Source organism: Actinomadura rubrisoli, from assembly GCF_004349215.1.
GTDB lineage: Bacteria > Actinomycetota > Actinomycetes > Streptosporangiales > Streptosporangiaceae > Spirillospora > Spirillospora rubrisoli.
On sequence record NZ_SMKU01000017.1, the window covers coordinates 20,890 to 34,732 of the forward strand.

The window sequence follows — 13,843 nt, forward strand, 5'->3', positions numbered from 1 at the left end:
ATGCCAGACGGGACGGCGCTCGACCGGACGAAGCTGCTGGCGGCGCGCTACCGGGCCGCGACCGACCGGCCCTACCTGGCGTCCGCGCTGTACTCGCTGACGGTCGTGCCGACCGCCGCCGTCCCGACGATGGGCGTCGACCGGCACTGGCGCTGCTACGTCTCCCCCGCGTTCGTCGACGCGACGCCCGTCCAGGAGCTGGCCGGGGTGTGGATCCACGAGGCCGCGCACCTGCTGCGCGACCACCACGGGCGGGCGGGGCGGCTGCCCGCCGCCGACCAGCGCGACCACGCCCGGATCAACCTCGCGCAGGACTGCGAGATCAACGACGACCTGATCGCCGACGGCCTGCCGCTGCCCGCCGGGCGCGTGGTGCCGGGCGACTTCGGGCTGGCGGACGGGCAGCTGTTCGAGGCGTACCTGCCGGGCATCCCGCCGCAGCCGCATCACGACTGCGGGTCCGGCGCGCACGGCCGTCCCGCGCCCTGGGACCTGGACGGGAAGGCCGGGCCCTGCGTGAGCCCAGTGGAGGCCGAGGCGCTGCGCCGCGCGACCGCCGAGGCGATGCGCGGCCACGAGCGCGCCCGGGGGCACCTGCCCGGCGGGTGGCGCCGCTGGGCGCAGGAGGTGCTGGAGCCCACGGTCGACTGGCGGCGCGTCCTCGCGGGCGCCGTCCGGGAGGCGGTCGCGTGGGCGGGCGGCGCCGTCGACTACACCTACCGGCGCCCGTCCCGCCGCGCCCCGGCGCTGCGCGGCGCCGTCCTGCCGAGCCTGCGCCGCCCGCTGCCGCGCGTCGCGATCGTCATCGACACCTCCGGCTCGATGGGCGAGGACGACCTGGCGGCGGCGCTCGCCGAGGTCACCGGGGTGCTCCGCGAGGTCGGGGTGCGCGGCGACCGGGTCAGCGTGCTGGCGTGCGACGCCGACGTGCAGGCGGTGACGCGGGTGGCCTCCGCCGAGCAGGTCGAGCTGGGCGGGGGCGGCGGGACGGACATGCGCGTCGGTATCGCCGCGGCCCTCGCGCAGCGCGACCGTCCGCAGGTGGTCATCGTCCTCACCGATGGTTACACTCCGTGGCCGGCCGAGATCGCGTCCTGCCGGCTGATCGCCGCGCTCGTCGGCGACGCGCCGCCCGACCCGCCGGCCTGGGTGGAGACCGTCCGCCTGGGCCCGACACCAGGGAGACCGACATGAGCGACGCGCCCGAACTCGACGGCCCGGGAACCCCCCGCCTGGAGGAGGTCTCGGACGGGATCTTCGCCTACGTCCAGCCCGATGGCACCTGGTGGATCAACAACACCGGCTTCCTGGCCGGGGCGCGCGGCGTCACCAGCGTGGACGCGTGCTCGACCGAGCGGCGGACGCGGGCGTACCTGGAAGCGATCAGGTCGGTCACCCCGCTGCCCGTCCGGACGCTGGTCAACACCCACCACCACGGCGACCACACGTTCGGCAACTACCTGTTCTCCGGCGCCACCGTGGTCGGCCACGAAGGGACGCGCGAGGGCGTGTTCGGCTGGGGCAAGCCGTTCGACGAGCCGTTCTGGACGAAGGTGGAGTGGGGCGAGGTCGAGCTGGAGCCGCCGTTCCTCACCTTCACCGACCGCGTGACGCTGTGGGTGGACGACCTGCGCTGCGAGGTCCGGCACGTCGGGACGGCCGCGCACACCACCAACGACTCGATCGTGTGGGTCCCCGAGCGGCGGGTGCTGTTCTGCGGCGACCTGCTGTTCAACGGCGGCACGCCGTTCCTGCTCCAGGGGTCGGTCGCCGGCGCGGTCGCGGTCCTGGAGGAGGTCGTCGCACCGCTGGGCGCGGAGACGATCGTCCCCGGGCACGGCCCGGTCGCGGGCCCGGAGCTGATCGACCGCGTGCTGGGCTACCTGCGGTTCGTCCAGGCGGCGGCGACCGAGGGGAAGGCGGCGGGGCTGGCCCCGCTGGAGGCGGCCCGCGAGACCGACCTCGGCCCGTACGCGGAGCTGACCGACCCCGAGCGGCTCGTCGGCAACCTCCACCGCGCCTACGCCGAGCTGGACGGCCTCGAACCCGGCGGCGTCATCGACCTGCCCGCCGCGCTGGGCGACATGATCACCTTCAACGGGGGCCGCCCGCTCACCTGCCGCGCGTGACGCGCGCCGGCGCTAGGGAGTGACGCGTTCGTCCCAGTCGACGCGGTGGCGGTGGACGAAGCCGAAGATCTGCTCCGGGTCGACCGGACCGGCGGGTCCGCCGCTGCTCTTGTCCTCGTTGGTGCGGGCCGCGGCGGCGGCGATGGCCTGGACGCGGGGGCGGCGCAGCCGCTCGTAGGCGGCGAACGCGGCCGGGGCGCCGGGGAGGTCGCGCAGGCAGCGGGCCAGCTCGACGGCGCTCTCGATCGCCAGCGACGCGCCCTGGCCCGAGCTGGGCGAGGGGGCGTGGGCCGAGTCGCCCACCAGGACCATGCGGCCGCGGTGCCAGGACGGGACGTCCGGCATGATCTCCATGCCGCCGAGGACGAACAGGTCGCCGGGCTCGCTGTGGCGCAGGAGCGCGGCGCCGGGCACGTCGTCGGCGTACAGGTCGCGGAGCCGCTCAAGCCAGTCCCCGGGGGGTGTCTTCCGGGCCGCCGCGGCGACGGCCGCGTCCGGCTCGGGGACGTTGCTGAACCACGCGACCCGGCCGTCCGGCATCGCCCAGTACCCGAGGAACGCGCGGTCGCCGAACGCGAAGTACATGACGTCCGGGTCGGGCTCGACACCGCTGCCGGACGCGAAGCCCGCCAGGCCGATCAGGCCGACGTACTCGGGGCTGGGCGCGGCCGGGTCGATCAGGGGCCGGACGGCGGAGCGGATGCCGTCGGCGCCGATCAGGATGTCGGCGGCGGCGGTCGAGCCGTCGGCGAACCGGGCCGTGACCGCGCCGGCGGTCTCCTCGGCCCCCACGAACCGCTTGCCGTGCTCGATCTCAACGCCCTGGGACGCGGCGTAGTCGTGCAGGGCGCGGTTGAGGTCGGCCCTGGCGAAGACATGGCTCGCCGGAAGCCCCGGGAGGCCGGAGAACTCGGCGAACCGGTTGCCCCTCCCGTCCCCCATCGCCATGCCCGGGATCGGGCGCCCGGCGGCGCGGACCGCGTCCGCCGCACCGATGATCTCCAGCGCGTTCAGGCCGTTGGGGGCCACCGTCAGTGAGGCGCCCGCGTTCGCCTCCCCGGGGTGCGCCTCGAAAACGGTCGCCTGGATCCCCGCCTTGCGCAGCGCCAGTGCCGCCACCGGCCCGGCGATCCCTCCGCCGATCACCAGTGCCGTCCGGATGGCCGTCACGTCCGTCTCCTTCGTCTCGCTTTCAGAGACTTAATAGTCGCAGTGAAACTAGTGCTATGTCAACTAGTAGCGTGAGGGCTAGTATCCGGGGCATGAGCACTCCCGTCCGCAGTTCCCCGCTCGCCCTGACCGTGCTGGCGCTGCTGCACTACCGGCCGCTGCACCCGTACGGCGTCCAGCGGCTGATCAAGGAGTGGGGCAAGGAGCAGGTCGTCAACGTCGGGCAGCGCGCGAGCCTCTACCGGACGATCGACCGCCTCAGCGCGGCCGGGCTCATCGCCGTCCGGCAGACCGAGCGCGGCAGCCAGTACCCCGAGCGGACCGTCTACGAGCTGACCGCCGCCGGGCGCGACACCGCCCGCGCATGGGTGCGCGAGATGCTCGCCGTGCCGAAACGGGAGTTCCCCGAGTTCCCTGCGGCGCTGTCCAACCTGCTCCTGCTGCCGCGCGAGGAGATGGTGGAGGTGCTGGGCGAGCGCGCCGAGGCCCTCGACCGGGAGCTGGCCGGGCTGGACGCGAGCCTGCGCGCGGAGGGCGAGCGCGGCCTGCCCCGCGTCACCATGCTCGAAGCGGAGTACCTGCGGGCCGTGACCGCCGCCGAGGCCGCGTGGGTCCGCTCGGTGGTCGACGACCTGCGCACCGGCCGCCTCACCTGGACGGAGGAGGCCCTGCGCGCCTTCGGGGACGCCGGGACCTGACCCGTCCCCGGGGTCAGCGGAGTTCGGCGGTCGTGATGAGGCGGATATGGGCGTCGGCCCAGGTCCGCGTCATGCGGTGGGGGTCGCCGCCGTCGAGCGCGGCGGCGAGACCCGCGACGGACGCGGCGGCGGCGCGCAGGCCGATCCGGTCGAGGTCCTTCCCGGCGCGGTCCAGCCGGTCGCGGAACCCCCTCGGGACGTGCAGGAGCCCGCGCTGGGCGGCCTCGGCGCAGACGGCCAGGGCGGCGTCCAGCACGGCGCCCAAGGGGTCCGGGGGGCGGGCGGACGGGCCGTCCAGCGCGGCGCTCCCGTCGCCGGGCGCCAGGTCGGGCACGACGACGCCGTCCCCGGTCATGACGGCGAACGGGTCGATGACGAGGCCGCCGCGATCCCGGCGGAGGGCGCCGCTGACGAATCGGGGACCGGCGGCGAGCGCGCCGGCCAGGGCGTCCAGGGCGCCGGGACGGTGCGGCGCGTAGTCGGCGGACACGACGGCCGTCGTCCCGGCCCCGTCGGCGACCACCGCGTCGAGCCGCTGGTCGCCCGGGTGGTAGCCGACGTCGCGGACCTCGGCGACCGCGACGACGCGGACCAGCTCCGCCTCGACCCTCGGCCGGACCAGCCGCGGCGGGAGCGCGTCCAGCGCCCGTCCCTCCGCCGCGAGGTCGCGGACGAGCAGCGCGGGCGGCAGGCCATCCCAGGCGTCGCCGAGCGGGGTCACCGTGGTCTTGGCGACCCGGCCCGGCGCGACCCGCACGACGCGGCCCGCGCTGCGGGTGGCGGTCTCCGACACGACGTTGGCGGTGGCAAGGCCCCGCAGCGACGTCCCCAGGATCTTGCGCGCGGCCAGGTCGGCGCCGGTCACCTGCTCGCCGTCCGGCACGGCCCACCGCCGTTTCAGCACGAGCACCGTGTCGGCGTGGGCGAGGTAGACGGCGGCGGTGCGGGTGTCGGCGGTGCCGCCCACGCGGCAGCCGAGCGCGGCCAGCCGGACGCGGCGCAGCGGCGTCTCGGCGGACTCGTCCGTGCCGAGCACCTGCGTGCGGGGGGCGCCGTTCAGCGCGGCCCGGTGCCGGGCGTGGACCTCGGCGAGCAGCGCGGCGAGCCGTCCGGGCTCGTGGTCGGCGCGGCGCTCGCGGTGGGCGTCGAGCTGCCCGGCCAGCTCGTCCACGGCCGCCGAGGGCCAGTGCAGGTCGCGCGCCGCCAGCTCCGCGGCGGCGCGGCGCAGCCCCGTGGACAGGACGGGGCCCGCGTGCGCCGCGCCCTCCAGGAGCACCTGCCCGGCCAGGTCGAGGACGCCCTCCAGCCCGGTGCCGCCCGCGCCTTCCGCGGCGGCGCCCGCCCTGCCGCCCACGTCGACCCGGACGTCGGCGTCGCCGGGTGCCCGCTCGTCGGCGGCACGGAACGCCCAGACGGCCAGCACGGTGACCTCGCCGCGCACCGCCGCCACGGCGTCGGTGTCGACATAGCCCAGCTCCTTCGGCACCAGGAACCGGACCGTGCAGGAGGGCAGCTCCACTCGCGCCACCGGATCGTCCGCGCCCGGCCGGTGGACGCGGGCCGCGTAGCCGGCGCGGAACGTCCGCCGCGCGGCGGTGATCGCGCGCTGCCCGAGGACGCGGGCGAGCGCGTCGTCATCGAACTCCCCCGGAGACCAGATCTCCGCCCCGGCGGCCTCGGGCGCGGGCTCCGCCGCGTGGTCCCGCTGGTAGGCCAGGACCAGGCAGATCCGGTGCCGGCACGCCGAGGGCGCCGCGCAGGTGCAGGTGGCCGCCTCCAGCCCGGCTCCGGCGGGCAGCGCCGTCCGCGTGCCGTCGGCGTAGGCGCCGTGGACGCCGCCGTCCGCCGCGACGGTCACCTCGGGGCCGTTCCCGGCGTCCAGGTCCTTCGCGGCGCGCTTGACCAGGCCCCGGTTGGCGAGGGCGGCCAGCGCGTCCGGGGTCAGCGCGAGCAGGTCGGCGCGGCTCACCGGCCGATCCGCTCGGCGACGAACGCGGCGAGCCGCCCCGGCGTCATCGCGCCGACGTGCGCGCCGACGTCGGCGAGGAGCTGCGCCGTGCCCCGGTCGTAGGACGGATCGGCCTCCTCGTCCAGCGCGGCCAGCCCGAGCACCTGCGTACCCTGCTCCACCAGCTCCTTGACCTCCCGGACGAGCCGGTGCACGTCGCCGCCCTCGTAGAAGTCGCTGATGACCGCGACGATCGCGCGGCGCGGATTGTCGACCAGGCCCGCGCCGTAGGCGACGGCGCGGGCGATGTCGGTGCCGCCGCCGAGCTGCACCTTCATCAGCAGCTCGGCCGGGTCGGTGACGTCGGACGTCAGGTCGACCACGGAGGTGTCGAACGCGACGAGATGCGTCCTCAGGCCGGGCAGCCCCCACAGGCACGCGGCGGTCACGGCGGCGTGGATGACCGACCCGACCATGGAGCCCGACTGGTCGACCAGCAGGATCATCTGCCACTGCTCGACGTGCCGCCGCGTCCGCGACACAAAGCGCGGCCGCTCGATGTACAGGCGCCGCTCGTCCGGGCGGTAGTGGGCGAGGTTGGCGCGGATCGTGCCGTGGAAGTCGAAGTTGCGGGCGTTCTTGATCCGGCTGGGGCGCCGCGACCTGACCCCGTGGAACGCCTCCCGCACCTCGGTGACCAGCTTGTCCATCAGCTCCTGGACGACGGCGTCCACGATCCGCCGGGCGAGGGCCAGCACCTCGGGGTTCATCAGGTGCTTGGTGCGCAGGACGGCGCGCAGCAGCGCCCGGTCGGGCTCGATGCGCTCCAGCACGGCGGGATCGGTGACGATCTCGTGGATCTCGTAGCGCTCGACGGCGTCGCGCTCCAGCCGCTCGATCGTCTCCTTGGGGAACAGCCGGTGCACGGCGTCGAGCCAGTCGACGGTGGTCAGCGCGGACGGCCCGTCCCCACCGGTGCGGTCGTCGGACCGGGCGGGGTCACCGCCGCCGCGCCGCACGCCCCGCTTCTCCAGGTCGGGGTCGCGGCCGTAGAGCCAGCCGAGCGCCTCGTCGCGCTCGGCGGACTCACCGCCCGGGCATCCGATGGCCTGCTCGGCGGGCGCGCCGAGCACGAGCCGCCAGCGTTCCAGGTCCGGTGTGATCACGCGGGCTCCCCGGGGGTCAGGCCGGCGGCGGCGAGGGCCCGGCCGACGCGCTCCTCCAGCGCCCGCGCCTCGGCGACGGCCAGCGGATCGCCCGGGGCGCGCAGCAGCGCGCGGGCCGAGCCCCGCAGGCCGCGGCGCTCCAGCAGGCCCTGGGCGATCGTCTCGCGCTCGCGCGGCGGGAAGAACTCGAACGCCTGCCGCAGGGCGGGCAGCGCGATGAGGAAGTCGCCCTCGTCCAGGTCGCAGACCAGCTCGTCCAGGACGGCGAGGACGGCGGTGCCCGGGTCGAGGACCTCCTGCCGCGCCAGCGCGAACAGCCCGGCGAGCCAGTCGCCGAGCGCGGCCGGGACCGCCGCGCCCCGCACCGCGCGGGCCGGGTCGCCGGTGTCGCCGAGCACCCGCGCCAGGCCGAACGCGGCGCCGCGCAGGTCGGGCGGGGCCGCGTCGTCGGCGGCGACCCGGCGGGCGACGCCGAGCGCGGCGTCACGGTCCAGGCCGAGGGGCCCGGACGCGTGCAGCAGCGCGTCCCGGACCGCCGCGACGGCCCGCAGCCGGTCCAGGTCGGTGGCGGCGGGCCCGCCGCGGATCCCCTCGGCCAGCCACAGCACGCGGGTCACGCACTCCTGGACGACCGCGCCGAACAGGGGGCTGCGGGCCGTCCCGAGGACGCGGTCGTGCCGCCACAGCCCGAGGACGACCTCCAGCGCCGCCCCGAGCGCGCCGATGTCGCAGGCCCGCGCGATCCGCTCGGAGATCGAGGCGGCGATCCGGTCGGACTGGCCGGCGCACCCGCACAGCGCCGCGTCGAACAGCACCCCGGCGAGCGCCCGGACGCCGGCGCCCGCGCCCGCCGCGCGCTCCTCCAGCCGGGCCGCCGCCGCGTCCCGCAGCGTCGGCCCGTACGCGCCCGCCTCGATCAGCGCGGGCAGCCGGGGGCCGCCCGCGTCGTCGCGCGCCACCTGCCAGCGCTCCTCCAGCATCGGGTCGGCGCCGCTCTGCGGCCCCGACTCGCGCTCGAAGCCCGGGATCCCGAGGACGCGCAGCCGGTGCAGGGCCCGGCTGCGCTCCAGCCCCCGTTCGGTCGCCAGCTTGAGGGTGTGGACTCCGGCGCGGTCCAGGCCGAGGCGTTCCAGCTCGGCGGCCGCGTCGTGCACCAGCGGCGGCGCCGGGGTGTCCGGGTGCAGGCGCCCGACGCGGTCGCCGCTCAGCGCCGCGACCATCTCGGCGACGGCCGGGTGCGCGCCGGGCGCGAGCGCCCCCCGCGACGTCCATGGCAGCCGCTGGTCGAGGTCGCCCGTGACCAGGGCGGCGACCAGACCGTCCAGCAGGTCGGTGCGGGCCGGGGCGCGGTGGCCGCGCAGCCGGGTCAGGCCCTCGGTGAGGGTCCGCGCGGCGATCAGGTCGGCGGTCGACACGACCTGCTTGCGCGCCCGCAGCCGCGCCACGACCGTCTCGGTGAGCCCGGCCGCGGCGTGGTCGGGCCCGCCCTCCCACAGCCGCTGGTAGTACTCCGGCGACGGCATGCCCGCCTGGTAGCCGGTGAACGCGTCCAGCCGCCGGAACGAGTACGGGACGAGGAAGCTGCCGCCGGACGCGCCGTCCGGCGGCAGCGGCACCTCCGGCCATTCCGGCGCCGCGCCGTTCGCGGCGAGGGCCTCCAGGGCCGGCTTGTGGAATCCCCCGGTCAGCACCACGACCGGGCGGCCGTCCGCGTCGGCCTCCGCCGCCCGGACCCACTCCGCCATGTACGCCTCGCGGGCGGCGTCGTCCGGCCCGGCCTCCGACTCGCCGCGCACCAGGGCGAAGTAGGCGCCGAGCCGCTCGGCCACGTCGCCGTCCCCGATCTCGAACAGGTGGTCCCACAGGACGTCGGTGTTGTCGACCGCGAACTCCCGGCACAGCCGCTCGGTGGCCTCGGCGTAGCGCCGCTCGGCGTCGGAGTAGCGGTTGGTGCGCTCGGCGAACGCGGGATGCCAGGCGGGCAGGTCGATGAACAGCGTCTCCGCGCCCGCGTCGCGTCCGGCGGTGAGCGCGACCCACTCCGGGGAGTAGTCGCAGAACGGCGACCACGAGGCGTGTACGCGCTCCTCGTCCCGGTAGTAGCTGAAGATCGCCACGGGCGGCTCGTGGCCGAGCAGCAGCTCCGGCAGCCGGTCGCCGAAGTCGGCGGGCCCCTCCACCAGCACGTAGGCGGGCCGCAGCCGCTCGATCGTGTCCCGGACGAGCCGGGCGCACGCGGGGCTGTGGTGCCGGACCCCGATGAACGTGACCGCCATCAGCCGGGCAGCAGGTGCCGGGCGGCGTGCAGGGCCCTCCACTGCTCGCCGTCGCGCCGCGGCGCCTGCTGCTCCAGGTAGCGGCGCAGCCGGGCCAGGTCGTCGGGGCTGTCCTTGGCGGCCGTCCCGGCGAGGCACTCCACGATGTCGGCGGCGCCGCCCGCCTCGCCGCGCAGGAACCAGCCGCGGACGCCGACCGCGTGCGCGACCGACACCGCCTCCGCCGTGCTCATCACCGCCGACAGCCGGTCCAGCGACCGGCCCTCCTCCGTCCTGGCGTCGCGCAGCTCCCGGAACGCGGTGACCAGCACCTCCAGGACGTCCCGGCGCGGCGCGACCGCGACCCCGCTCCGCTCCAGCAGCCGCGTCGCCTCCGCCTCCACCAGGCCGAGCTCGGTGGCGAAGTCGGCGATGGGGAACACCGTCTCGAAGTTGAACCGCCGCTTGAGCGCCGCGCTCATCTCGTTGACGCCCCGGTCGCGGGTGTTGGCGGTCGCGATGACGTTGAAGCCGTCGCGGGCGAACACCATCGCGTCCGGCCCGGAGAGCTCGGGGACCGCCAGGACCCGGTCCGACAGCGGCGACAGCAGCGAGTCCTGCACCTCCAGCGGGCAGCGGGTGATCTCCTCGAACCGGACCACCTTCCCCTCGGCCATCCCGCGCAGCAGCGGCGCGGGCACCAGCGACCGCGTGGACGGCCCCTCCGAGACGAGCAGCGCGTAGTTCCACGAGTACTTGATCTGGTCCTCGGTGGTGGCCGCGCCGCCCTGGATCGTCAGCGTGGACGTCCCGCTCACCGCCGCCGCGATCAGCTCCGACAGCAGCGACTTGGCCGTCCCCGGCTCGCCGACCAGCATCAGCCCGCGGCTCGTGGCGAGGGTGACCAGCGCCCGGTCGATCAGGGAGGTGTCGCCCACGAACTTGCGCGTCACCCCGAGCGCGCCGTCGCCGACGACGAACCGGCGCGCCGCCGTCAGGCTCAGCGCCCAGCCCGGCGGGCGCGGCCCGGAGTCGTCCTCCCGCAGCCGCTCCAGCTCGTCGGCGAACCGCACCTCGGCGGGCGGCCGCTGCACCTCGTTCCTGTCCTTGGTCATGTCCTGCTTCCGGGGGTCGGGCGGATCGGGAGGTCGAGGGGTCCGGGTCGTGGGGTCCAGCTCGTGGGGTCGAGGGGTCAGACGGCGGTATCGGCCAAGCCGGTCAGGTCGGCGAGGATCTCGGACGCGGTGACCCGGTCCAGCTCGCCGAACCGCGGCGGGGGTTCCCCGGCCGTCCGGAAGGCGTACTCCTCGGGCTCGCGGCCGAGCCACACGCGCTCCAGGACCTGGTGGTCGCCGTTCGCGCCGGGCTCCATGGCCGGGATGCCGGGGTCCAGGTCGATCATCACGTACCGGTCGCCGGCGACGCGCCGCGAGATCCACATCTCGTTGCCGCCGCCCTGCGGGACGCCGCGCTCCCAGCCGAGCCGGACGAGGCCGAGCACCTTCCCGAACGGCACATTGAGCTTCTCGAACCGCTCCAGCCGCCCGCTCGCGCGCTCCTCGTCGGTCAGGGTGTGGACGGCGCGGCCCAGCTGCGGGAACGGCTGGAGGATCTCGTAGTCGGCGAACACCTCCGACCACGTCTCGACGGCCTCGCCCATCGTCACCGGGTGCGCGATGCCGACGCGGGCGGACCCGGGGAGGGTGAACGCGTCGTCGTCGGCGTCGGCGAGCGTCCTGTCCTCGGCGATCCGGAACAGCGACGTCGTGTCGCCGTCGTCCGCGATCCACACCAGGCGCCGGGCGAGGTGCCAGACCAGGGGGTGGTGGACGATGAAGCCGCTGAACTCGTCCGTCGTCCAGCGCCGTTGCGCGACCATGGTCCGTTCGAGGCGGTGCAGCTGGTCGGACGCGACGGTGCGCACGTCCTTCTTCAGGGCGGCGAACGCCTTGTGGGCCGCCGGGGCCAGCTCCGGGTCGTCCTTGGCACCCGGGCTGGGGAGGGCCTTGCGGCGCTTGCCGTCCTCGTCGGACACGACGGGCTTGAGGTGCTCGTCGAATCCGACGACGAAACGGCGCGGCCCATAGTCGAGCGTCAAGGTTCCGTCGGCGTCCAGACCGAAGTCGGGGACGAGCCGGTCGGCGAGCTGCTCGGTGCTCAACCCCAGACGGTCGGCCACCTTCTCGATCCGCGCCTGTGCCTCGACCTTCAATCCCGTGAACTTCACCTTCTGCGCGATGCCATGCAGATGCGTCAGCGCCACATCCGACCCGATCCCGGCCAGCACACCCAGCCCGGTGACGGCGTACCGGTGCCCGCCCTCCCCCGGCCAAGCCCGGATCACCGGCGTCAACCGCCGCACCGTCTCGTCGTCACCGCTCCGGCCGAGCTGCGCCAGGGCCCAGCTCTCCTTGGACGGACCGCCCGCGTCACGCCACCTCTGGAACAGCGCCCACCCGAACTCCGCCAGCGACTCCGGATCGCACGCCTCCCACACCTCGTCCAACCCGTACGGGTCGGGCAGCGCCAGCAGCTCGATCAGGCGGCGCGTGGCGGCCTGCGGCAGCGCTCGCTCACGGCCGCGCAGCAGGACCTGCGGCAGCGCCGCCGGATCGGCCCAGTCTCCGATCTTCGGCGGGCGGACGAGCCCCGTCTCCACCGGATGCGCCGCCAGCAGGAGCCCGATCGCGTCCGCGGCCTCGTCACCGTGGACGGCCCGCGCGGCGTCCACGACGGCGGCGCGGCCGTGGGTGGCGTCCACGTGGCGCAGCGCGATCTCGGCCGACCGGCGCCGCGCGGCCGCCTTGCCCAGCGCCGCCGGGACGAGCAGGGGGACCCCGCCCGTCCCGTGCCAGTCGAACCACTCACGGGCGATGTCGCCCTGCCAGCCGCTCTTCCGCAGCCAGTCCGCCATGATCAGGGCCACGTCGGCGTGCGCGAACGGCATCAGGAGCCGGGTGTGGGAGGTGTTGGCCTTCGCGGCGCCCATCGCGGCCGGGTAGGAGTCCAGCCCGTACCGCGCGATGAGGGACCGCATCCAGTCGCGCGTGCCGCTCCAGTGGGCGACCTTCCACCCCGCGAGGAGCGGCCGGACCACGTCGTCGGGCCCGTGCACCATCAGCTCGGCGGCCTCTCTCGGCGTACCACCGGCACGGTACCGGGCCGAGAGCGCCTCCCAGTCGGGATCCTCCGGCGCCCTGAGCGACGTCAGGTCGGCGCCGAGCCATTCCTCCCGCCGGCCGTCCGCCCAGAAGATCCGCCCGGCGGGCGGCTCCAGACCGGCCATGACCGGCAGGTCGGGACGCTCCCACGCGGGACGGGCCAGGACCCCGGGCACGTCTTCCGCAGGCGCCTCCGGCAGCCGGACGAACGACGCCGCGATCGGCTCGACGGCCGCCCGCACCTCGGCGGGCAGCCCGGGCAGCGCCGCCGCGACGACCTCGGCGTGCACCGGCAGATGCTCCCTCAGCAGGGCCGTCGCCTCGGACGAGCCCGCCGCCGCGAGCAGCCGGACCGCCCGCACCGGGAACCGGTTCATCGCCGCGACCAGCGCGGGCCGCGCGTGCTTGCGGTCGAGCCGCTCCAGGAGCGCCTGGAACGCCTCGTCGGTGGGCAGCACCGCGACCGTCTCGAAGACGATCTTGAGCTCGCGGCTGTCGAGGCGGCCCGAGTCGGCGGTGCGGAGCAGGACGGCGAGCACGTCCGGGCCCATGGCGTCCGCCATCGTGGCGAGGACGCCCAGGGACGTCTCGTTCCAGGAGAGGCGCGGCGGCGGGTTCCCGAGCAGCGCGGCGTCGTCCACGGCGCAGAGCTTCAGCCAGCGGTGGCCCCTGTCGGGGCCGGCGCCGTCGGCGAGGCACTCCTCCAGCCAGTCGCGCCGGGTCGGCACCAGGTACGACACGAGCCACCGGGTCGCCGGGGCCGACCGGTAGGCGGCCAGGCGCTCCGCCGCCTCCTCGTGGCCGCGGTCGCCGGCCTGGGCGAGCAGGGACCGGACGCGCCGCAGCGGCTCCTGCCCCGCCCCGCCGAGGCCCTCGCGGTACGCGACCCCGAGCGACAGGCCGTTCCAGCCGCCGCCCCTGACCCGCTGCCCGGCCATCCGGCTCAGCTCCACCGCCGCGCACGCGGCGAACCCGATCCCGTGCTCGGCGGTCCAGGAGTCGATGAACGCGCGATGCACCGCCGGCCCGCCCGGCGAGTCGATCGACGTCGCGGTGACGGCCGCGACCGCGGCGGCCCCCGCCGGGTCGGGGGTGCCGTCCCGGTGCCGCCGCGCGGCCTCGGCGAGCTCCGGGTCCCCGGCCTGGGCCGCGAGCAGCGACTCGACCGCGCCGCCCGTCCGGTCGACGAGCTTCCGCGCGGCCTCCACCGCGGATGGGCCGATCTTGATCTCGGGCCCGGGTGTCCCGCCGCGCCGCGGGTGCAGGGCGGCGCGCCAGGCGTCCGGAAGGGTCAGAACGTCCTCGTCGGGAGCCAT

General features: G+C 76.0%; 9 protein-coding genes. 3 read left to right on the forward strand and 6 right to left on the reverse strand.

The features are described 5' to 3' along the window. Together E1298_RS06300 and E1298_RS06305 are read left to right on the forward strand one after the other, a co-directional pair. Positions 1 to 1,194, forward strand: a complete 1,194-nt coding sequence (locus E1298_RS06300; protein WP_131889886.1) for a vWA domain-containing protein — start codon at positions 1 to 3, stop codon at positions 1,192 to 1,194. Beyond that, on the forward strand, positions 1,191 to 2,129 hold the full coding sequence (locus E1298_RS06305) for an MBL fold metallo-hydrolase (protein WP_131889889.1): 939 nt from the start codon (positions 1,191 to 1,193) through the stop codon (positions 2,127 to 2,129). The genes E1298_RS06300 and E1298_RS06305 overlap by 4 nt, the downstream gene beginning before the upstream one ends. A gap of 12 nt (positions 2,130 to 2,141) precedes the next feature. On the opposite strand, the gene E1298_RS06310 is transcribed toward E1298_RS06305, so the two are convergent. Then, positions 2,142 to 3,299, reverse strand: a complete 1,158-nt coding sequence (locus E1298_RS06310; RefSeq protein ID WP_131889891.1) for an FAD-dependent oxidoreductase — start codon at positions 3,297 to 3,299, stop codon at positions 2,142 to 2,144. A 92-nt stretch (positions 3,300 to 3,391) separates the two neighbouring features. On the opposite strand from E1298_RS06310, the gene E1298_RS06315 reads away from it, so the two are divergent. Next, positions 3,392 to 3,997: a PadR family transcriptional regulator gene (locus tag E1298_RS06315; RefSeq protein ID WP_131889893.1), complete on the forward strand. Its 606-nt coding sequence runs from the start codon at positions 3,392 to 3,394 to the stop codon at positions 3,995 to 3,997. Positions 3,998 to 4,010: 13 nt separating this feature from the next. On the opposite strand, the gene E1298_RS06320 is transcribed toward E1298_RS06315, so the two are convergent. The 5 genes from E1298_RS06320 to E1298_RS06340 all read right to left on the reverse strand — a co-directional run bounded on the left by E1298_RS06320 (position 4,011) and on the right by E1298_RS06340 (position 13,843). Further along, positions 4,011 to 5,966 carry a hypothetical protein gene (locus tag E1298_RS06320; RefSeq protein WP_131889895.1) on the reverse strand — a complete coding sequence of 652 codons (1,956 nt, stop codon included), beginning with the start codon at positions 5,964 to 5,966 and terminating at the stop codon, positions 4,011 to 4,013. Beyond that, positions 5,963 to 7,111 carry a VWA domain-containing protein gene (locus E1298_RS06325; protein WP_131889897.1) on the reverse strand — a complete coding sequence of 383 codons (1,149 nt, stop codon included), beginning with the start codon at positions 7,109 to 7,111 and terminating at the stop codon, positions 5,963 to 5,965. The genes E1298_RS06320 and E1298_RS06325 overlap by 4 nt, the downstream gene beginning before the upstream one ends. Then, on the reverse strand, positions 7,108 to 9,387 hold the full coding sequence (locus E1298_RS06330) for a DUF5682 family protein (protein WP_131889899.1): 2,280 nt from the start codon (positions 9,385 to 9,387) through the stop codon (positions 7,108 to 7,110). The genes E1298_RS06325 and E1298_RS06330 overlap by 4 nt, the downstream gene beginning before the upstream one ends. Continuing rightward, positions 9,387 to 10,481 (reverse strand): ATP-binding protein, encoded by a 1,095-nt coding sequence (locus E1298_RS06335; RefSeq protein WP_131889901.1) that lies wholly within the window; start codon positions 10,479 to 10,481, stop codon positions 9,387 to 9,389. The genes E1298_RS06330 and E1298_RS06335 overlap by 1 nt, the downstream gene beginning before the upstream one ends. Positions 10,482 to 10,558: 77 nt before the next feature. Next, on the reverse strand, positions 10,559 to 13,843 hold the full coding sequence (locus E1298_RS06340; RefSeq protein WP_131889903.1) for a DUF4132 domain-containing protein: 3,285 nt from the start codon (positions 13,841 to 13,843) through the stop codon (positions 10,559 to 10,561).